The organism is Bacillus cereus group sp. BfR-BA-01356, from assembly GCF_022663635.1.
GTDB lineage: Bacteria > Bacillota > Bacilli > Bacillales > Bacillaceae_G > Bacillus_A > Bacillus_A cereus.
This window is the reverse complement of sequence record NZ_JAKUFX010000016.1, coordinates 45,672-70,382: the sequence shown is the minus strand read 5'-3', so window position 1 is coordinate 70,382 and position 24,711 is coordinate 45,672. Positions and strand designations below refer to the sequence as shown.

Genomic DNA, 24,711 nt, shown 5'->3' with positions numbered 1-24,711 from the left:
AACCACCATCGTTTTCAGAAAAAATTAAAGAACCTGAGTCCATACGAATATCGAACTCAGGCTTCTTAACTATGCGTTTTAATTACTGTCTACTTGACAGGGGTCAGTACAAAAGCGAGGGCTTATTTTTTTATTCTTGATAAGAATGCTCTAATTCATCAATTAATGAACCAACGTAAGAAACAGCTTTACGGATTGCATCTGGTTTTGACATATCTACTCCGGCATGTTTCATTAGTTCAAGTGGTTTCATTGTACCACCAGCACGAAGCACATCTAACCAGCGATCAATAGCAGGTTGTCTTTCCTCTTTAATCATTTGAGCTACTGCAGTGGATGCAGTGAGGCCTGCGGAATATGTATAAGAATATAGACCCATATAATAATGAGGTTGACGCATCCAAGTTAAGCCTGCACCTTCATCGATTTCTACAGAATCTCCCCAGAATGTCGATAGGACATTCGTTTTGATTTCAGTTAAAGTTGTAGCTGTAAGGGCCTGTCCTTCTTCTGCTAGAGCATATACTCTACGTTGATATTCACCCTCAAGTAAGTGAGTAACAAAGTTGTGATAATATGTGCCAAGTAGTTGCAGAATAACCCATCTGCGCATTCTCTTATCGTCAGTAGTCGCTAGTAAATGCTGAGCTAATAGTAATTCATTCATAGTTGATGGTGCTTCAACAAAGTACATAGATGGGCGTACGTTCATAATACGTTGATTTTTATTTGCTAAATAAAAATGACCAGCATGTCCAAATTCATGTGCTAATGTAAAGCATCCGCGCATCGTATTTTGCCATGTAATTAAAATATAGGGATGAGAGCCGTATGGACTTGAGCAAAATGCTCCTGTTGATTTACCTACGTTATCTGCAAGATCTACCCATCTTTCTTTGAATCCTTTTTCGATTATGGAACTATATTCATCGCCTAATATTTTTAAAGAATCTTGAATGAGCGTGCCTGCGTCTTCATAAGTAATCGACGGATTAAATTCGGGATCTAAAGGTGCATGTAAGTCACAGAAAAGCATTTGATCGAGTCCTAATACTTTCCTTTTTAAATCTGCAAAACGGCGCATATGAGGTGCTAGTTCTTTATAAATAATATCAAGTTGGTTGTTATACATTTCAAGTGGAACCTTTTGTGGTTCTAATAGCATATGGGTAACGGATTCATATTTACGTAAACGAGAAAGTGTTACTTGTTTTTTTACTTCAGTAGCATATGTTGTGGCAATTGTATTTTTATATCGGTTTAGTGTGGAAACAAATGATGAATATGCTTTTCGACGTATATATGTGCTTGGAGAAAATTCATATTTGCTTTCAACTAATGAGAATGAAACAGGAAGTTCGTTTCCTTGTTCGTCTTGTATAGAAGTGAAATCCATATCGGCCAATTTAGTCATGCCGTAAATTTTGTATGGAGAACTATGAACTTCGCCAAGTGCAGCAAGTGCTTCTTCTGTTTCAGGAGAGAGTGTGTGCTGTCTTTTTTGTAGTATTTCTAGTAACGATTTACGGAAAGGTTCAAGTTTTGTTTCTTCAGTTAAATATTTTTCAATTGTTCCTTCGTCGAATGAGAGGATTTCATTATGAATAAAGGATAGTGCAGTATGTACTTTCGTCCATAAAGCAGAAATTTTGGAAGAGTTCGCTTGAATACTTGGATTTGTACGATCAGTAGATTCTTTTAAATTTGCATATGAGTATAGTTTTGTTAACGTCATTAAAAGCTCTTCTTCTAAAAGTAGGCAATTTAATAAAGTGTGGGAGCTAGTATGTAAATGCCCTTTAAATGAATCAAGTTTCTGTATATCATTTTCCAATGCGTTTAATACAGCATGCCATTCGGCATCAGAATTATACAAATCGGATAAATCCCATGTTAGTTCAGCAGGTACCTCTGCGCGATTAAGGCGATTTTCCATTACATTTTTCAAGTCGTATCTCCTCCTTATTAAGACCATCTAAACACATAATACTAGAAAATTCAGTTAATTAAAATGTTTTACATTTTTATATACAAAAAAGAAGGACAAGCATGAAAATGCTTGTCCTTCGAGTTAATTTAAGAATTAATATACTTTGTCACCATTGAAAATCGAGTTTTTCACGACAACATAATCTACAGTACGAATAGCGTCTAATTTTGTTCCGCCAGCGTAAGAGATAGAAGATTGAAGATCTTGTTCCATTTCGATTAACGTATCTTCTAAAGAACCTTTATGCTCAACGAACATTTTCTTACCTTCAACGTTTTTCTTCTCACCCTTTTGGAATTCAGAAGCAGAACCGAAGTATTCTTTATAAAGTTTGCCATCTCTTTCAATTGTTTCCCCTGGAGACTCTTCGTGACCAGCGAATAGAGAACCGATCATGACCATAGTTGCCCCAAATCGAATAGATTTAGCTACGTCGCCGTGTGTACGAATACCACCATCAGCAATAATTGGCTTACTTGCAGCTTTTGCACACCAGCGAAGTGCAGCTAGCTGCCAACCACCAGTTCCGAAGCCTGTTTTAATTTTAGTAATACAAACTTTACCAGGTCCAATACCAACTTTTGTTGCATCGGCACCAGCATTTTCTAATTCTCTTACCGCTTCTGGAGTTCCAACGTTTCCAGCGATAACGAAGCTCTCTGGTAAATGTTTTTTAATATGTTGAATCATGTTGATCACAGCATTAGAATGACCGTGTGCGATATCAATCGTGATATATTCAGGTGTAAGTTGCTCAGCAGCTAATTGTTGTACGAATTCATATTCGTCCTCTTTTACACCAACGCTGATAGAAGCGATTAATCCACGTGATTGCATATCTCTAATGAATGAGATTCGTTTCTCTGGTTGGAAACGATGCATGATATAAAAGTAGTTGTTCTCAGCTAAATAAGTTGCAATTCTTTCATCAATAATCGTTTGCATATTTGCAGGCACGACAGGTAATTTAAATTTATGTTTTCCTAAAGTGACAGTTGTATCACATTCAGAGCGGCTATTTACAATACATTTTGCAGGAATTAATTGAATATCTTCATAGTCAAATACGTTTTCCATCATTTACACCCCTAAAATACGAATATTTTATTTTTATTAATCAAAAATGTTCGTCCATAGGATAATTTACATTATTTTTATTAAGAAGTCAAAGGATTTCTTAACATTTTTTAAAAAAGTAGATTTTACATCTAAAAAAAACGTTAAAAACGAATTTAAAACGTTTTTTTGTTTTTATTGTTCGTTTATGGGAAGGGTTGAAAAATTAAGATAATTATACAAGGTTGTATGTATTCTTTTTATTTTTTTGAGTGGATGTAGGATACTATAATAAGGTTAATGCTAACAATACGAGAAAAAGATGTTATCAAGTAGTTGAACAATATATGAAATGAAAAGGTTTATTTCTATATAAAAAGATGAATCTGGCATGATTCACCTTTTATGTGAGGTTTCAAGTATAATAAGTAGGGTGATAGTAACGTATACAAAAGATAAAAAAGAAAATAATACAGAATAAAATGAGGTTAATATATGAGTAAAAAAAGTTTTTCTGATTATAAATTAAGTAAGGAAATTGTAAGGGCACTTACTGGGTTAGGGTATGATCATCCAACGGAAGTACAAGGTGAGGTTATTCCAGTTGCATTACAAAAGAAGGATCTTGTTGTGAAATCCCAGACTGGAAGTGGAAAAACAGCTTCATTTGGTATTCCACTTTGTGAAATGGTGGAGTGGGAAGAGAATAAACCACAAGCATTAGTTTTAACACCAACGAGAGAGCTTGCGGTACAGGTAAAAGAAGATATTACAAATATAGGTCGATTCAAAAGGATTAAGGCTGCGGCAGTTTATGGGAAATCTCCATTTGCACGTCAAAAATTAGAATTAAAGCAAAAGACACATATTGTAGTTGGGACTCCTGGTCGTGTGTTGGATCATATTGAGAAGGGTACCCTTTCTTTAGAGTGTTTGAAGTATTTAGTTATTGATGAAGCAGATGAGATGCTAAATATGGGCTTTATCGATCAAGTAGAGGCAATTATTGATGAATTACCTACAAAAAGAATGACAATGTTATTTTCAGCAACACTTCCAGAAGATGTTGAGAAATTGTCTCGTACATATATGAATTCACCAACTCATATTGAAATTAAAGCGGCTGGGATTACGACGGATAAAATTGAACATACTCTTTTTGAGGTGATAGAAGACGAGAAGCTTTCACTACTTAAAGATGTAACAACGATTGAGAATCCTGATAGCTGTATTATTTTCTGCCGTACACAAGAAAATGTAGATCATGTATATAGACAATTAAAACGAGCTAACTATCCTTGTGACAAAATACATGGTGGTATGGTACAAGAAGATCGTTTTGAAGTCATGGATGATTTTAGAAAAGGAAAATTCCGTTATTTAGTAGCAACAGATGTAGCTGCGAGAGGAATTGATATTGATAATATTACACATGTTATTAATTATGATATTCCACTTGAAAAAGAAAGCTATGTACATCGTACTGGAAGAACGGGACGAGCTGGAAATAGTGGAAAAGCTATTACATTTATAACACCATATGAAAATAGATTTTTAGAAGAGATTGAGGAGTATATTGGATTTGAAATTCCAAAGGCAATTGGACCTTCAAAAGAAGAAGTTATGAAAGAGAAAGCTGCATTTGAAGAAAAGATACATGCTAAACCAATTATAAAGAAAGATAAAAATGCAGACATCAACAAAGGCATTATGAAGCTGTACTTTAATGGCGGGAAGAAAAAGAAAATTAGGGCGGTAGATTTCGTCGGTACAATTGCTAAAATTAAAGGTGTTACAGCAGAAGATATAGGCATTATTACGATACAGGATAATGTTTCTTACGTTGAAATATTAAATGGAAAAGGACCACTTGTCTTGAAAGTCATGAAGACTACAACGATTAAAGGGAAACAACTAAAAGTTCATGAAGCAATTAAGTAAATAAAAAACTATCCACTTTAATAGGTGGATAGTTTTTTATTTATGATTCTTTTAAATCATCCACTAGTTGCTCCGCTAAACGTCTATACATATTACTCATAGTCACGAAGGATGTTAGTAGTAGAAATTTTTCTAGCTTTGTATCTTCTAAGGAAGAAATCTCATTTACTTCTGTAACACGGTTATTTACGTCTTGTTTAAAGCTTTCGACATTGCTTTCAGTAAGAGCAAGATAATTTTTGTATAACGTATTTAATTCGAATGAATCATCATTTAATAAGGAGTCATTTATAGTTTCTAATGAACTTTTTATGTCGTTAATGGAGAGAGCTCCCTTTAATTGATAAATTAGGCTAATTAAAATCATATGCTCTTTTGAATACTTTTTATTTTTGATGGGGATGAATAGTTTTCCTTTTGCGTAATTATTAATCATCGTTTTGGTTAATACTTTTTCATCATCAGTTCTCGTTGTATCTGCATAAGTATTCTCAAATAGTTGAACAACTTGATCTACATATAAGTCAACATTTGGAATATCCTCAAGTTTAATGTTTTTTTCTAAATGCAATGTCTCAAGTAATTCATTTATATTTTCCACGTAGAATCCCTCACTTTTATAACTTAGTGGAACTTAATGTTTAATATATCTTTAAATATGGTATTACGAAACAAATGAATTGTAAATGTTGACCTTAAAAAGAAATGTGTATATAATTACATGTAGTTATTAAAACTACATGTAATTATATGAGGGGTGTTATTATGAATGCTTATGTAAGGGAACCAGTTAATGCATTTACTCACTTAGGTGGAGCGATATTATCATTTATTGCCTTATTAGCTATGCTTGTGAAAGTTTCTATCAAGATGCCATCATTTGCTGCAATTACAGCTGTTATTTTGTTTGGTATTGGAATGATGGTCCTTTATACGGCGTCAGCTGTGTATCATAGTGTTGTGGCCAATGAACGTGTTATTTACTTCTTTAGGAAGCTAGATCATTCTATGATTTTTATATTAATTGCAGGTACATATGCACCCTTTTGCTTAATTACATTAAATTCAGCAAGTGGTTTACTATTATTTTGTTTAGTCTATGCAACTGCGATTTGTGGCATTGTATTTAAAATGTTTTGGTTTAATTGTCCAAGATGGTTATCGACAGCAATTTATATTACGATGGGTTGGTTAATTGTGTTATTCTTTGCACCGTTAGCTGAGAATTTAAGTACAGGAGGCATTATTTTCTTAGTACTTGGGGGCATTTTTTATACAATTGGTGGATTTATTTATGGAACAAAGCCAAAATGGTTAGAGTTTAAATATATGGGGCATCATGAAATTTTTCATGTTTTTGTATTATTAGGTAGTCTTGCGCATTTTCTAAGTGTATATTGTTATGTAATTTAATAAAAAAACGCCACATAATAAAAATTATGTGGCGTTTTTTTATTAACTGATTAGAATCGTATATGTTATAAAATTATTATGGGATAAAATGTAAGTTTCTGTGTTCGCATGTTAAACATAGGATAAGAAATATGTGATATACTTTGAGAAGTTTATAATGAATGAAATATGGAGGACTATAATTATGGCAATACTTGTAACAGGTGGAGCAGGATATATTGGTAGTCATACATGTGTAGAATTACTAAATAGCGGTTACGAAGTTATAGTAGTGGATAACCTTTCGAATAGCTCGGTAGAATCTATAAATCGAGTGAAAGAAATAACAGGAAAACAATTTAAGTTTTATAAAGAAGATGTTTTAAATCGCGAAGCGCTTGACGCAATTTTTGAAGAAAATGCAATTGAAGCAGTTATTCACTTTGCAGGATTTAAAGCTGTAGGGGAGTCAGTAGCGATTCCATTAACATATTATCATAACAACATTACAAGCACGTTAGTGCTATGTGAAGTAATGCAGAAACATAATGTAAAGAAGATAATCTTTAGTTCATCTGCAACTGTATATGGTATCCCGGAAACGTCACCGATTACGGAGGAGTTTCCATTAAGTGCAACAAATCCATATGGTCAAACGAAATTAATGATTGAGCAAATTATGCGTGATGTAGCATTTGCAGATGCAGAATGGAGTATCGCGTTACTTCGCTATTTCAATCCATTTGGTGCACACGAAAGTGGGCGTATCGGAGAAGATCCAAATGGAATCCCAAATAACTTAATGCCATATGTAACGCAAGTAGCGGTAGGTAAGTTAAAAGAATTAAGCGTATTCGGAAATGACTATCCAACGAAAGATGGAACAGGAGTCCGTGATTACATCCATGTTGTGGACTTAGCAAATGGTCACGTAAAGGCGCTTGAGAAAGTACTGAGTACAACGGGAGTAGATGCTTATAACCTGGGCACAGGTATGGGCTATAGTGTACTAGAGATGGTTGAAGCGTTTGAAAAAGTTTCGGGTAAGAAAGTTCCTTATAAAATTACAGAGCGTCGCCCAGGTGATGTGGCAGTATGTTTTGCTGATGCATCGAAAGCAAAGCGTGAATTAGGCTGGGAGGCAACACGCGGATTAGAAGAAATGTGTGCAGATTCTTGGAAATGGCAATCAAATAATAAAAATGGCTATTTAGAAGTTTAATGATGAATATAAAAAAATGACCTTTGCATAAAAGCAAGAGGTCATTTTTTATTAATTTTATTAGCGAACCTAGAAAAGAACGTTCGCTGTTTTAAATGATGTGATTTTACAATATCTTATGCTAGAAGGTAGTAGAATGAGATAGAGGAATGTATTATTTTATTAATTTTTTATAGAAATTGAAAGCGTATTATTGAAAAGTATTCCAACACTTGTATCATTGCTAGAGTCCGTTTATAATCAAGGAATCCTAGTTCATGTTTTAATAGGATTATTTATTATTGAAAGCGTTTTAAGTTCGCTCCTTTTTGAGGTAGGAGGTCTGACTTATTTGGATGAAAAATTATGTATGTAGTTTTAAATGGGAAGAAAAATAATATAAGTATCACTTTATAGTGTGGGGAGGTTAAAAGTGTGAAAGGTAAAGATTTTCACACGAATATATATGGGTTATGTAGGATTATTACTTTCAGGGGCAGCTTTATTTTTAAATAGTCTTGTTATATTAGGGAAAGCAGAGATGAAAAGTGCGGGTGTTTTTAATTTATTTGTGGGTGCACTACAAATTATTATTCCGTTTTATTTGATCATGATTTCTGACCAAAGCAATTGGACAGTGTATTCATATGCGGCTACTTTCTTATTTGGATTAACTTATTTATATGTAGGTGTTACTTTTATAAAAGGAATGGATAGTAGTGGTCTAGGATGGTTTTGTATTTGGGTAGCAATTATAGCCTTATTCTATATGGTTGTTTCATTTGTTCAATTCCATGATGTTGTTAATGCGTTAACGTGGTTTATGTGGGCATTACTTTGGTATTTATTCTTTGTATTAAATACACAAAAGAAGAACATTAATCAATATCTTGGAAGGATTGCCTTCGTACAATCATGGGTAACATTGACTTTACCTTCACTCTTTTATTTTATGGGAGTGTGGGGAGAGGGATTTGTATATGAACTATGGGTTTATGTATCAGTAATTTCTATTTTGTACTTCTGTTATTGTATTTATAAATATCGAGTACGTTAATATATTTTCTGTAGAAAAGCATGGAATCGTTAAACGAATTCCATGCTTTTTATATGTTGGCACTTATAATAGAGAGGTAGTATTTTACAATTTGCTAAAATGGGGATGATGAAGTTGAAAAAAGTATTGGTGCTAGGGGGAACAAGATTTTTTGGTAAACATTTAGTAGAAGCACTTTTGCAAGAGGGGCACGATGTAACGATTGCGACGAGGGGAGTTACTGAAGATTCTTTTGGTAGCGCAGTAAAAAGAATAATTATTGATAGAGAAGATGGAAAGCTACTAGAAAAGCGTCTAGAAGGAAAAAGTTATGATATTGTATACGATAATTTATGCTATAGCTCGAATGCAGCGAAGATAATATGTGAAGTGTTACGAGGGAAAACGAAGAAATATGTTATGACATCTTCAATGGCCGTCTATGAACCTGCCCTAAGCTTATCAGAAGAAGACTTTAATCCGCACGATTATGCAATCGCGTATGGAGATAGGAATGACTTCAATTATGGTAAAGGAAAGAGATTAGCTGAAGCCGTTGTATTTCAACAAGCAACATTCCCAGTTGTTGCAGTTCGTTTTCCAGTTGTTATTGGAGAAAACGATTATACGAAAAGGTTACAATTTTACGTTGAATGTATTGTGAACCAAAAACCTATCGTTGTGGATCATGTAGATGGAACTTTGTCATTTATACATGAAAAAGAGGCAGGAGAGTTTCTAGCTTGGTGCGGAATGGAAAATGTGAAAGGGCCAATTAACGCCTGTAGTAACGGGGTAGTTTCTACGGAAGAAATTATTCATTTCATAGAAGAGAAGACAGGAATAAAAGCACTCATTCAGAAAGCTGGGGAAAATATAGCTCCTTATAATGAGGTAACTAACTGTACATTACATAATGGAAAGGCTCGTGAATTCGGATTTTTGTTCCGAGAGCTGAAACTAGAAATGAAAAATGTTTTAAAACATTATATAAATACAATGAAGTAATCATAAATCCCCCGGTGGCAATCCGGGGGATTCTGGAGGATTTCGACAATACTGATTTTACATTACCAAATTTACCTTATACGTACGACTAATGTTTTTGTGATTGAATTGCTTGTAAATACTTCTCGTTTACTTGGTCCCAGTTTACTGTATGCCACCAGTTGGTAACAAACTCTGGGCGCCTATTTTGATACTTTAAATAATAAGCATGTTCCCATACATCAATTACGAGTAAGGGGATTTTCCCTTCTTGCAAAGGCGTATCTTGATTTGGTGTACTCATAACAGAGAGTTCCTCACCGTCAAGAACAAGCCATCCATAGCCACTTCCAAAACGACTAATAGCTGCTTTGGAAAGTTGATCTTTTAAGTTGTCAAAGGTATTGAAATAATAATCAATTACTTTTGCAACGTCTCCATTAGGCTCACCGCCACCTCGTGGGCTCATCACTTCCCAAAAAAGACTATGACAATAGTGACCACCACCGTTATTTCGTACAGCTGTAACAATTTCCTTCGGTAAAGCATCTAAATTACATAGCAATTCTTCTAAAGATTTATTATGTAATTCAGTATAATTTTCTAAAGTAGCATTTAAATTGTTTACGTATGTCGCATGGTGCTTTCCATGATGAATGGAAAGTGTATTGCTATCAATATGTGGCTCTAGTTCATCATAGTCATATGAAAGCTTTGGCAATTGAAATGAAGACATAACATTACCTCCTTTCCACTTAAAAAGTTGGTCTAGGTAAAAATACTTTACCTGAGTCAAAAATACACCCATTTTCCATATAAGTCAATAGTAAGTCTATTAATTTTCTGAAAAATATTACAATAAAAGTAACACTCTCACTTTCATTTGTGACTCCTATCCTTTTTGCTTATACTGTAAAGTAGCAGGGTTTTGTTGAAATAGAAGGAGATTGTTTATGAGTAAAACGAAACAATTAATAGAGGAAGCAAGTAATTTTATTACGATTTGTTATAAGGAGCTTCATAAAGAACAATTGATAGAAGAACGTATAAAAGAAATTCAAATTGAGATAGAAAAGACAGGGACATATGAGCATACATTTGAAGAACTTGTTCATGGTTCACGAATGGCATGGCGTAACAGTAATAGATGTATTGGAAGACTATTTTGGAGTAAGATGCACATATTAGATGCGCGCGAAGTAAATGATGAAGAGGGTGTATATAATGCATTAATTCATCATATTAAATATGCAACGAACGACGGGAAAGTTAAACCAACCATTACGATTTTTAAGCAATATCAAGGTGAGGAAAATAATATAAGAATTTATAATCACCAATTGATTCGATATGCAGGATATAAAACAGAAACGGGAGTGATTGGTGATTCTCATTCCGCTACATTTACGGACTTTTGTCAGGGGCTTGGTTGGCAAGGAGAAGGTACGAATTTCGATGTATTGCCACTTGTGTTCTCTATAAACGGGAAGGCGCCTACATATAAAGAAATTCCGAGAGAAGAAGTAAAAGAAGTGCCAATTGAACACCCAGAATACCCTATTTCATCACTTGGAGTAAAATGGTATGGTGTTCCAATGATTTCAGATATGCGTTTAGAAATTGGCGGTATTTCTTATACAGCCGCTCCGTTCAATGGATGGTATATGGGAACAGAAATTGGGGCGCGTAACTTAGCAGATCATGATCGTTATAATTTACTTCCGGCTGTTGCGGAGATGATGGATTTAGATACATCGAGAAACGGTACCTTATGGAAAGATAAGGCGCTAATTGAGTTGAATATTGCCGTACTACACTCCTTTAAAAAACAAGGAGTTAGTATTGTTGATCACCATACTGCTGCACAACAATTTCAGCAATTTGAGAAGCAAGAAGCTGCTTGTGGTCGTGTTGTAACAGGTAATTGGGTATGGCTTATTCCGCCATTATCTCCAGCTACCACTCACATTTATCATAAACCGTATCCGAATGAAATTTTGAAGCCAAATTTCTTTCATAAATAATATTTAGTGTAGGTTTTTTCTGTGAAATATAATTTTTTTTAATTACTGTTATGTAGCAAATGGAAGCCTTTACTCTCGGTTATTTTTGGAAGAGGCTTTTTGAACCAAGGAGTACCTTATGTTATAATCAAATTTCTGTTTCGAAGACCTTATAGAAATATAAGGTCTTTTGTTTTGCTTTTTTATGTAAGAGGAAGAGGATTTTTCTTTTTAATAAGGGATTTGGCATATTTTTAGGGACAACATAAGTATGTGGGAAGTCGATAAAATGTTATGCATATATAATTATTATGTTTTGGGTTTAAACAATAAAACATAATAAAGTTGTTTTTTTTGATTGCTGAGGAAGGAGGAAGTATAAATGAGGATGAAGAGTCGAAAAACTGATTGGCCTGTATTTATTATTAGTGGTGGTTCACTTTTATTATTTGTAATTGCAGTTTTTTTGAACAAGGATTATGTAGAGAGTGCGATTAATAAAAGTTTCGCTTTTTCAATTAAATATTTCGGTGCCTTCTGGCAAGTTTTATTATTAGGTACATTTATTGTTGCGATGTGTATGGCTTTCTCCAAATATGGGAGAGTTAAGCTTGGGGGATTAGAAAAACCTGAGATTAGTACGGCAAAATGGCTTGCTATTATTATGTCTACATTACTTGCTGGAGGTGGCGTTTTTTGGGCAGCAGCAGAGCCAATGTATCATTTGATGACGGTGCCACCAATACATGATGGTATATCTGCTGGAACGAAAGAAGCAGTCATGCCTGCTTTAGCACAAAGTTATATGCATTGGGGATTTTTAGCATGGACGATTTTAGGTACAATTAGTGCGGTAGTTATGATGTATGGACATTATCATAAAGATATGCCGCTAAAACCTCGAACACTTTTATATCCTATTTTTGGGGAAAAATTAAGAAAGAGCCTGCTTGGAACGATAATTGATGCAGCTGCAATTATTGCAGTAGCTGCAGGTACAATTGGCCCAATTGGATTTTTAGGTTTACAAGCAAGTTATGGATTACAAGAATTATTTGGAGTTTCTGATGTGTTTATTACTCAATTAGCAATTATTGTTTGTGTGGTGGCCGTGTCTACCATATCGGCAGTAACAGGTATTGATAAAGGGATTCAAATTATAAGTAATTTAAATGTTAGATTAGCAATTGTGTTAATGGCATTCATATTACTATTTGGGCCAGGTGGATTTATTATTGATTCGTTTGTTTCTTCGTTTGGATTTTATGTAAATGAGTTTATACCGATGAGCACATACCGTGGTGATACAAGTTGGTTAGGATCTTGGACAATCTTTTTCTGGGGATGGTTTATTGGATACGGACCAATGATGGCAATTTTAGTGAGTCGAATTTCAAGAGGGAGAACGATTCGAGAAATCATCGTTGCAATTGGAATTATCGCACCTATTATTACAACATTTTGGTTTACTATATTAGGTGGATCAGGCGTGTTTTATGAGTTGATGAATCCTGGGTCTATCTCGGACGCATTAAGTGAATCTGGTATGCCGGCAGCTATGATTGCAATTACAGGGCAATTGCCACTTTCTAATATTATTGGACCAGCATTTCTTTTATTAACAATTTTATTTGTAGTGACAACAGGAGATTCAATGGCGTATTCCATTTCAATGGCAGTGACTGGAGACGGAGATCCTAGAATTAGTTTGCGAATTTTTTGGTCGCTTATTATGGGCGCAGTTGCAGCAATTCTTTTATATATGGGTGAAGGAAGTATTAATGCGCTACAATCGTTTATCGTGGTGACGGCAGTTCCGGTATCAATTTTGTTATTCCCAATGCTATGGTTAGCGCCTAAAGTTGCGGGAGAATTAGCATTAAAACAAGGTATTGTAAAAGAAGAAGATAAAACTGCATTCTTATTTCAGAAGGCTAGTAAATCAAAATAAATAAAAACGTAAAAGAGGAAGCATCTTAAATGAGATGCTTCCTCTTTTACGTTTAATCTAATACTTTTCCCTTTGTTTCTGGTACACATAGTAGCATTGTAATTAACCCGATTGGGTAGATGATAAAAATCAAGGACAATGCTCCAAGTAGGTTGCCACCTGTAGCAAGTAAGCCAATAATAACAGGCCCAAATCCAGCTAACCCACGTCCTGTACCGAAAATAAAGTTTTCGGCGGTAGAGCGAGCTTCAGCAGGATAGTTTTCAGCTAAAATTGCTCCAAATCCTCCCATCATTCCATTTGCAAAGAATCCAAGCAATGCACTTCCCCATAATAATAATGTTGAATCTGTGAATAAGAAGAAGTAAATGAGACAGTATACTGTACCGCCAATATAATAGATTGCAAAAGTTTTACGGCGACCAATTTTATCAGCTAGAATACCAAAGATTGCAATTCCAATTAGCATACCGATGGTAGAAATGAACATCCAGCCACTTGCTTTTGCTAATGTATAGTTATATTTATTTGCTAAAATAGTGGGCATCCATGTGAAGATTCCGTAATATCCGAAGTTTTGGATGAACGACATAATAATAAGACCAATTGTTGTAATTGTTACTTTTTTATTGGCAAATAACTTTCGAAGTGGAAATTTTTTTATATGTTTTAGTTGTTCTGCTTCAGTAGTTGTTAATTTACCTGCAGCTTCTTTTTGCAATAGTTCCTTTTTGTAGCGTTGTTTTTGCTCCCATATTTTCGGTTCACTTAAACTTTTACGGACATAGACAGCTAGTAAAGCTGGAATTAATCCAAATAAGAAAACGGCTCTCCATCCAAAGTGTGGGACAATAAATGCTGGAAGGAGTGAAGCAATCAGTACACCAAATTGCCATCCAAGTGCAACAACAGATGTCGCTTTAGCGCGCATTTCTTTAGACCATGTTTCTGTTACGATGGCCATTCCGATTCCGAATTCACCACCAACTCCCATTCCAACTAAAAAGCGCAGAATTAATAATTGCCAGTAGTCTGTTGCGAAATAAATGAGTGCGGTTGCTAGTGAAAACAGTAAGATTGTGAAGGCCATTGTACGAATACGGCCAAATAAATCAGCAATAAATCCAAATAAATAAGAACCAATTAACATTCCTATTGTGGTAGCTAAAGTTAAGTTTCCACCTTCAACAGGACTTAAGTGAAACTCTTTTAAAATATAGACAAGTACGAAAGATAATAGCAACATATCTAAACCTTCTGCTGCATATCCTAGCGCAGAACCAAATAATGTTTTATATCTTTTCGCTTTTGTCTCCTCTGTTGTTTGTTGTACATCAGTAGTGACGTTCATTATTACTCCTCCTTATTTTCTACAGTCGCTATGGAAGAATAACAAAAGGCCTTCTCACCTGATATGATGAGAAGGCCAAAAAAGCATACGTATCCCCAAGAAAAGAACATACGTATATTGTATTCCGACTTCCTTCTCAACCTCACGGGGTTGGGTTAAAGGACTGTATTATATTACTTTATTTTTAGCACTCTTCTATATGTATTGTCAAATAAAGAGGAAGTTATTATGTGTAAAATATTTCAAAAAACATTTTGTTCTTCTTGACGCCGACTTCATTATTTTCCCATAATAAAACTAACTAAATAAAAAGGAATGAATCAAAGATGCTAAATTTAGTACTCATGATGATTGAACGAGTCGGACTTATAGTTATTTTAGGATTTTTACTCTCTCATATTAAAACTTTCAGACGCCTCCTTCATAAACAGGATGGCTATGTAGATAAGCTTAAGCTTATTTGTATTTTTTCGGTATTTACAATTGTAAGCAATTACACTGGGATTGAAATAGCAGGAAATACGATTATGAATGAAAATTGGTTACAAGGTGTTTCATCATCGAGTACCATTGCAAATACACGTATTATGGGTGTTGGAATTAGTGGATTGCTTGGTGGTCCTATCGTCGGAATTGGGGTAGGATCAATTGCTGGTATTCACCGTTATATGCTTGGAGGGACGACAGCTCTAAGTTGTGCAATCTCTTCAATTTTAGCAGGCGTTATAACTGGTTATATCGGATACATTTTTAAAAAATATAACCGTACAATTACCCCTAAGTTTTCAGCGATTTTAAGTGTTTTTATCGTTTCTTTAGAAATGATTATGATCCTATTAATTGTAGAGGATGGAATGAGCATTGTGAAAACAATTGCGATACCAATGATCCTTGTAAATAGTTTTGGAAGTTTTATTTTACTTTCTATGATACAAGCTATTTTGCGTCAGGAAGAGAACGCAAAGGCACTTCAGACTCATAAGGTATTACGTATTGCAGATAAAACGTTACCATATTTTCGCCAAGGCTTAACAGAAGAATCGTGTAAGCATGTGGCACAAATTATTCACCGCTTTACAGGAACAGATGCGGTATCCTTAACAGATACAGAGAAAATATTAGCTCATGTTGGATTAGCATCAGATCACCATATTCCGTCACATAGTTTAATAACTGGTTTGTCGAAAGAAGTGTTACACACAGGGAAAATAATGAAAGCAAAATCACGTGAGGTTATTAATTGTCAACATGAAGGCTGCCCTTTGCAAGCGGCGATTGTTATTCCACTAACTTCACATGGAAATACAATAGGGACATTAAAACTGTATTTCAAAAATCCTAACCAGTTAAGTCGTGTGGAAGAGGAATTAGCAGAAGGATTAGCAAAAATATTCTCTACACAACTTGAATTAGGTGAAGCTGAGTTGCAAAGTAAATTATTGCAAGATGCGGAAATAAAGGCATTACAAGCACAAATTAACCCGCATTTTTTATTTAATGCGATTAATACAGTATCAGCTTTATGCCGAACAGATGTAGAAAAAGCAAGGAAGTTATTATTACAGCTTAGCGTATATTTCCGATGTAATTTGCAAGGGGCACGTCAGTTATTGATTCCACTAGAACAAGAATTAAACCATGTACAGGCATATTTATCCTTAGAACAAGCAAGGTTCCCAAATAAGTATGAGGTAAAGATGTATATTGAGGACGAGCTAAAGACAACTTTAGTACCACCATTTGTTCTTCAGCTATTGGTTGAAAATGCATTGCGACACGCTTTTCCGAAGAAGCAACCAGTATGTGAAGTAGAAGTGCATGTTTTTGAAAAAGAGGGTATGGTTCATTTTGAAGTAAAAGATAATGGGCAGGGAATTGAGGAAGAACGTTTAGAACAATTAGGAAAGATGGTAGTTTCGTCAAAGAAAGGGACTGGAACAGCTTTATATAATATTAATGAACGTCTTATTGGATTATTTGGAAAAGAAACGATGCTTCATATCGAAAGTGAATTAAATGAGGGGACAGAGATTACTTTTGTTATTCCAAAAAAAGTAGGGGAGGAAGAGCAGATTGTTAAAAGTATTAGTAGTTGACGATGAAATGTTAGCACGTGATGAACTAAAGTATTTATTAGAGAGAACGAAAGAAGTTGAGATAATTGGTGAGGCTGATTGTGTGGAAGACGCATTAGAAGAACTAATGCAAAGTAGACCAGATATTGTGTTTTTAGATATTCAATTATCCGATGATAACGGATTTGAAATCGCCAATATATTAAAGAAGATGAAAAATCCACCTGCAATTGTATTTGCTACTGCCTATGATCAATATGCACTGCAAGCATTTGAAGTAGATGCGTTAGACTACATTTTAAAACCATTTGATGAAGAGCGTATTGTGCAGACATTAAAGAAGTATAAAAAACAAAAACAATCGCAAATAGAAACGAAGCACGAAATAAAGGGGACAGATGTAACAGTAGAGATGCATAAATTAGCATTACCAATTGAAGAATCAATCGTACTTGTTAATATTGAAGATATTGTATATGTAGGACTTGTGGACGGAAAAGTGACAGTAAAAACAATGAGGGAAACATATGTAACACACGATACACTTGTGATTTTGGAAAAGAAGTTGCCGCAAGTAAGTTTCATGCGCATCCATCGTAGTTTTATTGCGAATATTAATCATATTACTGAAATTCAGCCATGGTTCAATTCTACTTATAATTTAATCATGAAAGAAGGATCAAAAGTACCTGTTAGCCGTACATATGCAAAAGAACTCAAGAAGCTGCTTCGTATTTAAGGAGCAGCTTTTGTATTTCATCCTTTTATATTTGTAACTGATTCTGTATATTTGACGCTCTGTTATGTAAGCGCTTACTCGGGCGGTTATATCCTATACAATAAAGGTACCAAATCGAAAGAGGTGGCCAAAATGAGTACGAAAAAAGTATATAGTTTCTTATCACAAGCATTCATATTCTCAGCTATTATGTTAATTTCTAATATTATTGCAATACATTTACCAATTCCAATGCCTTCATCGGTAATCGGGTTAGTTATTTTATTTAGTCTATTATGTTTAAAAGTTATTAAATTGGAGCAAGTTGAATCACTCGGAACAGCTTTAACAGGTATTATTGGATTCTTATTCGTCCCATCAGGTATTTCAGTTATTAATTCTCTTGGTGTAATGGGACAATACTTTGTACAAATTTTAACTGTAATTGTTGTAGCAACAGTTATTTTACTCGCTGTAACAGGATTATTTGCACAATTTATTTTAGGAAAAGATGAAAAAGAAACAGAAGATACAAAAGAATTGAAAGTAGTAAATAAAGGACGCAAGCACGGAAAGGTTGCGTAACCATTGTATTTATATATTGTTGGGAGGTAATGAACATGGCAAGCACAATGACTCCATATTTCGGAATCGTCGTTTCATTAATCGCATACGGAATCGGAACATTATTATTCAAGCATTCAAAAGGGTTCTTCCTATTTACACCATTATTCGTGGCGATGGTATTAGGGATTGTATTTCTAAAGGTAGGTAACTTTACTTTTGAAGAATATAATACTGGCGGAAAAATGATTAGTTTCTTCTTAGAGCCAGCAACAATTGCATTCGCTATCCCACTATATAAACAAGTTGATAAGTTGAAAAAATATTGGTGGCAAATTTTATCAGCTATCGTGGTTGGATCTATTTGCTCAGTAATTGTCGTGTTCATTGTTGCAAAAGCAATCGGTTTAGATACAGCAGTAATGAATTCAATGCTACCACAAGCAGCAACAACAGCAATTGCGTTACCAATTTCAGAAAGTATTGGTGGTATTCCAGCAATTACATCGTTTGCAGTTATTTTCAACGCAGTTATCGTATACGCATTAGGAGCATTATTCTTAAAAACATTTAGAGTGAAAAATCCGATTGCAAAAGGTTTAGCACTTGGAACAGCGGGTCATGCATTAGGAGTTGCAGTAGGAATTGAAATGGGTGAGGTAGAGGCAGCGATGGCAAGTATTGCTGTAACGGTAGTTGGGGTTGTAACAGTAGTTGTCATCCCAATGTTCATGCCATTCATTGGATAGTAAAACTTACTTAAAAAATAAGAAAAGCAAGCTATTTGTAGGACAGATTTCTACTGATAGCTTGCTTTTTATGTTACAGTAGTGGTAAGACCTATTAAAAAATGTAAGTTTCCTTAAATCTTCATTAATACTATGTAGAATACGTTTTGAATTAGGTCATTGTATTGTAAAATAAGAAGTAGGCTACTATATACCTGGTAAGGTAGGCATATAATGAGTTTATAAAAATCTTAATATGAATGAATAATTAAAAGTAGAAAAGAGAGAGAAATCTACTTATTAACGTTTTAGTTTATAGGACAGGAGAGAGTATTCGTCGATTATGCAAATAAAAAACCTGTTTCAAAGCAAAGGATTCCAGAGGTTACTCGTATTAGTAATACTTGCTCTCGTGTTATACGGGCTGCAAAGTATGTTGAATTTAATATTAATTACGTTTATTCTCACGTATTTAATGGATCGATTCCAAAAGTTTATTTCACGCAAATTAGATCATTTCATGCCTATTAATCGAAAAATTATTATAGCGTTTCTATATGTAATGTTAATTGGTGGAATTGCTATTACGCTATTTAAATATTTACCAGTATTGACGATACAAATTTCACAACTGATTTACCAATTCAATGTATTTTTAAGAAACCCACCAGATAGTGAACTAATTAAGTATGCAGTTAATGCTGTCAATCATATGGAGCTTTCTAAATATGTAGGACAAGGCGTAGACATTTTGTATAAATCGATTACGAATGTTGGTAAATTTGGCCTTCAAGTTTTACTTTCTTTAATTTTGAGTTTGTTTTTCTTATTAGAAAAATCTCGTATTGTCGGTTTTACTGCAAAGTTTAAAGAAAGCAGGCTTGCAATTTTCTATACTGAAATTGAGTACTTCGGAAAGAAATTTGCACGTTCATTTGGAAAGGTAATCGAAGCGCAATTTTTAATTGCTGTTGTTAACTGTGTTCTTTCAGTTATCGCATTATGGATATTAGGATTCCCACAATTATTAGGTTTAGCGTTAATGATTTTCTTGCTTGGCTTAATTCCAGTAGCAGGGGTTATCATTTCGTTATTCCCACTTTGTATGATTGCTTACAATATTGGCGGTATCATGTACGTTGTTTATATTTTGGTTATCGTAACAGTGATTCATGCGCTTGAAAGTTACGTATTAAACCCGAAGTTTATGTCGCAAAAAACAAATTTACCGATTTTCTATACATTTATGGTATTAATCTTCTCAGAACACTTCTTAGGTGTATGGGGATTAATTATCGGTATTCCAATCTTCATCTTCTTATTAGATGTTTTAGACGTGACAAGTGATGAAATGGAGAAGGATGTTGGAAAAAATAAAGTGAAGTAAAGAAAAAGCATCGATGTTCGGTGCTTTTTCTTTTATAATATGATGTTTCTTATGCCATACTGTAAGCAGAACATAGAATAGGGGTGAAGTAATGGGTGTAAATGAAAAGGTAGAATTGGCTACATTTGCTGGAGGGTGCTTCTGGTGTATGGTTTCGCCATTTGAAGAGATGGAAGGGATTATAAAGGTTGTTTCTGGCTATACAGGTGGTCATAAAGAGAATCCAACGTATAAAGAAGTATGTTCAGAAACGACGGGACATTATGAGGCAGTACAAATTACATTTGATGCAAATAAAATGCCGTATGAGGAATTGTTAAATATATATTGGAGACAAATTGATCCGACCGATATTGGTGGACAATTCCACGACCGCGGACAGTCTTATGAAACGGTGATTTTTTATCATAATGAAGAACAACATAAAAAAGCAGAGACCTCAAAAGAAGAGCTTGAGCAGAGTGGACGCTTTTCAAAACCAATTGCGACAAAAATACTACCAGCAGCTACATTTTATCCAGCTGAAGAATATCACCAAGGATACCATAAGAAAAACACATTCCGCTATGAGTTATATCGTAAAGGCTCAGGACGAGATGCTTTTATTAAGCAACATTGGCCAAAGGATAATGCTCATTTAAAAGAAAAACTCAATGAGATGCAGTATTATGTAACACAGGAAAATGGTACAGAACCACCATTTCGAAATGAGTATTGGAACCATAAAGAGGAAGGTCTTTATGTAGACATCGTTTCAGGTGAGCCGTTGTTTACTTCTCTAGATAAATTTGATAGTGGATGTGGATGGCCTAGTTTTACAAAACCAGTGATGTCAGCAAGTGTGAAAGAAAAGATGGATGTGAGTCATAATATGACACGTACAGAAGTGAGAAGTAAAGAAGGAGATTCACATCTTGGGCACGTATTTCCAGATGGTCCAGGACCAAATGGCCTTCGTTACTGTATTAATTCCGCAGCTCTTCGATTTATTCCAAAAGAGGAATTAGAGAAAGAAGGCTATGGCGATTTCCTAATCTTGTTTGGAAATAAAAAATAACCTCGCAGTTAGCGAGGTTATTTTTTTGTTATTTTGTTTTTTTCTTTTTAAATTTGCTTAATACTTCATAAACGATTGGAACAATAAGAAGTGTTAATAACGTTGAACTTGTTAATCCACCAATTACCGTTACGCCAAGTCCTTTAGAAATTAAGCCACTACCTTCAAATCCTAATGCAAGCGGGATAAGAGCACCGATTGTTGCAATTGCAGTCATTAAAATTGGACGAAGGCGTGTTGCACCAGCTTCTAATAAAGCTTCACGTGTTGATAGTCCTTCATTTTCCTTATGAATAACGCGGTCGATAAGCACGATTGCGTTTGTTACAACGATACCGATTAACATAAGCGCACCAATCATTGCAGATACACTTAATGTTTCACCAGAGATTAATAAGGCAACAAGAGCCCCAATAATTGTAAATGGTAGCGAGAATAAAATTGCGAATGGTGCTAGGGCACCACCAAATGTAACGACAAGAACGAAGTATACAATGGCAATCGCAGCTAACATCGCTAGGCCAAGTTGCTTGAATGATTCTTGAATATCTTTAGTAACACCGCCCATAGAAACATCTACACCAGAAGGAAGATCCATTTTATCTACTTCTTTTTGTACTGCAGCAGATGCTTTTGAAACGTCATCAGATGTTAATTTGGCACTAACCTCTGCATAAACACGTCCATCTCGGTGTGTTACTGTATTCGATGTTTCACCTTCTTTTACAGTCATAACATCTTTCACAGCTACTTCATTACCAAGTGGTGTTGTAATTTTGCGATTTGTTAAGTCATCGATTGTTTCATAATTTTGTTTTTCAGCTTCTACATATACATTGATATCTTTACCGTCTTTTTTAATTGTTGTCAGAACAGGGCGATCATGTTGATTAGAAAGTCCCATTCCAATTTGAGCAGCCGTTAAGCCCATTTTACTCAGCTTTTCTTGATCTGCGACTAAAGTGTACTCTGCATATGTTTTTGCAATACTAGAATCTATATCTTTTAAGTCTTTATTTTTCTTCATGATATTTTGAATATCTTTTACGACAGGCTTAATGTCTTCTGAGCTATCTCCATAAACGTATAGTTTAATTTCGTTACTACCGCCACTTGCTCCGAAGTCTTGGTTTTTCCATTCGCCTTTGCCAGACATCTTCTGTAAATCTTTAACGACTTGTTCTTTCTCTTTTTCAAAGTTTTTCGTGTCGTTATCATATTGCACGAAGAACATTGCTTGGTTTGATTGACCAGGACTCATTGGATTCTCTCCACCTAATGAGAACTGAATTGTTTTGACGTCTTTATTATCTTGGAAGTGCTTCTCAGCTTTTGTTGCAATTTTTTCAACGTCTTCTAACGTTTGACCTGGTTCAGGATTATATGTTGCAATAATCATTTTTTCTTCTTCAGAAGGTAAGAAACTTACACCGATAACTGGTACAAGTGCAAGACTACCAACTAATAGAAGGACAGCGATACTTGATGTAATAATTTTGTGATTTAAAGCCCATGCCAGTATGCGTTTATACCCATTTGCTAATTTACTTGGTTTTTCTTCATGATGTACTTCTTTTTCCCTCATGCTCTCTTTCTTAAATAAGGAATGAGCTAGCATCGGTACGATTGTAACTGCTACTAGTAATGATGCTAATAAAGCGAAGACGATAGTTAAGGCGAATGGTAAGAACATTTCACCAATCATACCTTTTACTAGTCCAAGCGGTAAAAATACAGCAATTGTTACAATGGTGGAAGACATAATCGGGATAAACATTTCTTTCGTAGCTTCACGAATTAAATCTTTTCCACGTAATTTCTCTTCTGATAACGACATACGTCGGTAAATATTTTCAATAACAACAATTGAGTCATCGACAACGCGGCCTATAGCAACGGTCATTGCTCCAAGTGTCATAATGTTAAGCGTAATATCCATTTGCTTTATGACTAAAACAGCAATTAATAAAGAAAGTGGTATTGAAACGACAGAAATTAACGTTGTTCGAATATTTCGTAGGAACAGCATAATAATAACAATCGCAAAGATAGCACCGAAAATTGCTTTGCTCAGCATTGTTTCAACTGATTTTTCAATAGGTGCACCTTGGTCGAATGTTGAAATGATCTCTAAATCTTTATATTTTTTCTCAAGATCTTTTACTTTATCTTTTACTGCATTTACAACATCAACTGTATTTGTATCAGAGGCCTTCACAATTTGAATTCCAATTGCTTCTTTTCCATTTGTTCGAGAAATAGATTCTGCTTTCCCAACTTCTTTAATGTCAGCAATTTCGTCTAATGTAACTGTTGGAATCCCGTTCATAGCAGCTGGATTCATTTGCGGCGTTTGTGCACCAGCGCCAGCATTTTGACTACCTTGACCGTTAGGTGAGGAAGGTATAGCTGGGATTTTAAGTTCTTTTAACGCTTTAATCGTTGTAATATTGCCATCTACAACAACTGATTTTTCCGTGTCTTTAAATGTGTATAAGCCAAGTGGTAAAGATACATCCGATCCCTTAATCACATTTTTTACGGTATCTTCACTTAGTCCTAGTTCTTTCATTTTATCTTTCTTGAAGACAAGCTGTACTTCATCTACTTGTTGGCCAGCAATTTGAACAGATGCAACACCATCAAGTCCTTTTAATCCTGGTACAACATTTTTTTCTACATTTTCAGTTAAGGTAGCTAAAGATTCATTCTTACTTGCCACGCTTAACGAAATAACTGGAAAGGCATTGAAGTTTACTCGTGAAACTTTAGGATCTTTAACACCTTCTGGGAGTTTTACATGTGTGAGAGCTTCTTTAATTTCTGTTTCTGCTTTTTCCATATTTTTATCAAAATCGTATTCTACTTGAATAGAAGATGCGTTTTGAAAAGATGATGAACTCACAACGTTAACACCGCTTAAATTTTGTAGTTGTTCTTCCATCGGCTTTGAAACTTTATCAGCTACTTCTTCTGGTGTAGCACCAGGATAGACCGTAGTTACTGTCACAATCGGTGTTGTAATATCAGGGATTGTTTCCAGCTTCATATTGAGTCCAGAGTAGATCCCCGCAATAGTAACAATAATGGTTAGTAGCCAAACTGCGAACTTATTTTTTAACGAGAAATTGATGATTTTGTTCATGTTTGCGCTCCCTTTTTATTATATTGACCAACTGGTCAGTCTAATACATAATATAACTGACCGTTCGGTCAATCGTCAATAAAAAGAGATGGTATAATACATTTATAATAAGATGCGAGATTAAATTTA

At 34.7% G+C, this 24,711-nt stretch carries 19 protein-coding genes and 1 pseudogene; 14 read left to right on the top strand and 6 right to left on the bottom strand.

Annotated features, from left to right (window positions below):
* Window positions 1-130: 130 nt before the first annotated feature.
* Window positions 131-1,948: an oligoendopeptidase F gene (gene pepF, locus MR168_RS08670; protein ID WP_086412008.1), complete on the bottom strand. Its 1,818-nt coding sequence runs from the start codon at window positions 1,946-1,948 to the stop codon at window positions 131-133.
* A 135-nt stretch (window positions 1,949-2,083) separates the two neighbouring features.
* A complete protein-coding gene (guaC, locus tag MR168_RS08665; protein WP_000432447.1) occupies window positions 2,084-3,067 on the bottom strand; it encodes a GMP reductase in 984 nt (327 codons plus the stop codon).
* A gap of 474 nt (window positions 3,068-3,541) precedes the next feature.
* Here guaC and dbpA point away from each other — a divergent pair, with 474 nt between their 5' ends.
* Entirely contained in the window at window positions 3,542-4,987 is a 1,446-nt protein-coding gene (dbpA, locus tag MR168_RS08660; protein WP_000039350.1) for an ATP-dependent RNA helicase DbpA, read from the top strand.
* Window positions 4,988-5,027: 40 nt separating this feature from the next.
* Here the strand turns inward: dbpA and MR168_RS08655 are convergent, their stop codons facing one another.
* Window positions 5,028-5,588 (bottom strand): DUF1836 domain-containing protein, encoded by a 561-nt coding sequence (locus MR168_RS08655; RefSeq protein ID WP_000427879.1) that lies wholly within the window; start codon window positions 5,586-5,588, stop codon window positions 5,028-5,030.
* Between the two features lie 164 nt (window positions 5,589-5,752).
* On the opposite strand from MR168_RS08655, the gene trhA reads away from it, so the two are divergent.
* The 4 genes from trhA to MR168_RS08635 all read left to right on the top strand — a co-directional run bounded on the left by trhA (window position 5,753) and on the right by MR168_RS08635 (window position 9,624).
* A complete protein-coding gene (gene trhA, locus MR168_RS08650) occupies window positions 5,753-6,400 on the top strand; it encodes a PAQR family membrane homeostasis protein TrhA (protein ID WP_000995363.1) in 648 nt (215 codons plus the stop codon).
* 184 nt (window positions 6,401-6,584) lie between these two features.
* On the top strand, window positions 6,585-7,601 hold the full coding sequence (gene galE / locus MR168_RS08645; RefSeq protein ID WP_000996540.1) for a UDP-glucose 4-epimerase GalE: 1,017 nt from the start codon (window positions 6,585-6,587) through the stop codon (window positions 7,599-7,601).
* 445 nt (window positions 7,602-8,046) lie between these two features.
* A complete protein-coding gene (locus tag MR168_RS08640; RefSeq protein ID WP_000542569.1) occupies window positions 8,047-8,637 on the top strand; it encodes an AmiS/UreI family transporter in 591 nt (196 codons plus the stop codon).
* Between the two features lie 99 nt (window positions 8,638-8,736).
* The gene (locus MR168_RS08635) at window positions 8,737-9,624 is read left to right on the top strand and encodes an NAD-dependent epimerase/dehydratase family protein (protein ID WP_242291236.1); all 888 of its coding nucleotides are present in this window, start codon (window positions 8,737-8,739) and stop codon (window positions 9,622-9,624) included.
* A gap of 88 nt (window positions 9,625-9,712) precedes the next feature.
* On the opposite strand, the gene sodA is transcribed toward MR168_RS08635, so the two are convergent.
* Complete coding sequence (sodA, locus tag MR168_RS08630) at window positions 9,713-10,339, bottom strand: superoxide dismutase [Mn] (protein ID WP_000094037.1); 627 nt, start codon at window positions 10,337-10,339, stop codon at window positions 9,713-9,715.
* 217 nt (window positions 10,340-10,556) lie between these two features.
* Between sodA and MR168_RS08625 the strand changes: the two genes are divergently transcribed.
* Entirely contained in the window at window positions 10,557-11,627 is a 1,071-nt protein-coding gene (locus MR168_RS08625) for a nitric oxide synthase oxygenase (RefSeq protein ID WP_000047627.1), read from the top strand.
* A 361-nt stretch (window positions 11,628-11,988) separates the two neighbouring features.
* Window positions 11,989-13,557, top strand: coding sequence for a BCCT family transporter (locus tag MR168_RS08620; protein ID WP_016123913.1), 1,569 nt, complete (start codon window positions 11,989-11,991; stop codon window positions 13,555-13,557).
* 52 nt (window positions 13,558-13,609) lie between these two features.
* Here MR168_RS08620 and MR168_RS08615 read toward each other — a convergent pair whose 3' ends face one another.
* A complete protein-coding gene (locus MR168_RS08615) occupies window positions 13,610-14,908 on the bottom strand; it encodes an MFS transporter (RefSeq protein WP_001103412.1) in 1,299 nt (432 codons plus the stop codon).
* A gap of 326 nt (window positions 14,909-15,234) precedes the next feature.
* On the opposite strand from MR168_RS08615, the gene lytS reads away from it, so the two are divergent.
* From lytS to msrB, 7 genes and pseudogenes are all read left to right on the top strand, one after another.
* Window positions 15,235-17,004, top strand: a complete 1,770-nt coding sequence (gene lytS / locus MR168_RS08610; protein WP_000933561.1) for a two-component system sensor histidine kinase LytS — start codon at window positions 15,235-15,237, stop codon at window positions 17,002-17,004.
* The gene (locus tag MR168_RS08605) at window positions 16,982-17,722 is read left to right on the top strand and encodes a LytR/AlgR family response regulator transcription factor (protein WP_000921842.1); all 741 of its coding nucleotides are present in this window, start codon (window positions 16,982-16,984) and stop codon (window positions 17,720-17,722) included. The genes lytS and MR168_RS08605 overlap by 23 nt, the downstream gene beginning before the upstream one ends.
* Before the next feature lie 132 nt (window positions 17,723-17,854).
* Window positions 17,855-18,286: an antiholin-like murein hydrolase modulator LrgA gene (gene lrgA, locus MR168_RS08600; RefSeq protein ID WP_086412009.1), complete on the top strand. Its 432-nt coding sequence runs from the start codon at window positions 17,855-17,857 to the stop codon at window positions 18,284-18,286.
* Window positions 18,287-18,321: 35 nt separating this feature from the next.
* Window positions 18,322-19,014, top strand: coding sequence for an antiholin-like protein LrgB (gene lrgB, locus MR168_RS08595; protein WP_016123911.1), 693 nt, complete (start codon window positions 18,322-18,324; stop codon window positions 19,012-19,014).
* A gap of 322 nt (window positions 19,015-19,336) precedes the next feature.
* On the top strand, window positions 19,337-20,380 hold the full coding sequence (locus tag MR168_RS08590; RefSeq protein ID WP_001166010.1) for an AI-2E family transporter: 1,044 nt from the start codon (window positions 19,337-19,339) through the stop codon (window positions 20,378-20,380).
* A gap of 91 nt (window positions 20,381-20,471) precedes the next feature.
* Window positions 20,472-20,939, top strand: a pseudogene (gene msrA / locus MR168_RS33630) (peptide-methionine (S)-S-oxide reductase MsrA); the annotation flags it as partial.
* Between the two features lie 45 nt (window positions 20,940-20,984).
* The gene (gene msrB / locus MR168_RS33625) at window positions 20,985-21,437 is read left to right on the top strand and encodes a peptide-methionine (R)-S-oxide reductase MsrB (RefSeq protein WP_224201069.1); all 453 of its coding nucleotides are present in this window, start codon (window positions 20,985-20,987) and stop codon (window positions 21,435-21,437) included.
* A 28-nt stretch (window positions 21,438-21,465) separates the two neighbouring features.
* Here msrB and MR168_RS08575 read toward each other — a convergent pair whose 3' ends face one another.
* Window positions 21,466-24,582, bottom strand: a complete 3,117-nt coding sequence (locus tag MR168_RS08575; RefSeq protein WP_086412011.1) for an efflux RND transporter permease subunit — start codon at window positions 24,580-24,582, stop codon at window positions 21,466-21,468.
* Window positions 24,583-24,711 lie beyond the last annotated feature (129 nt).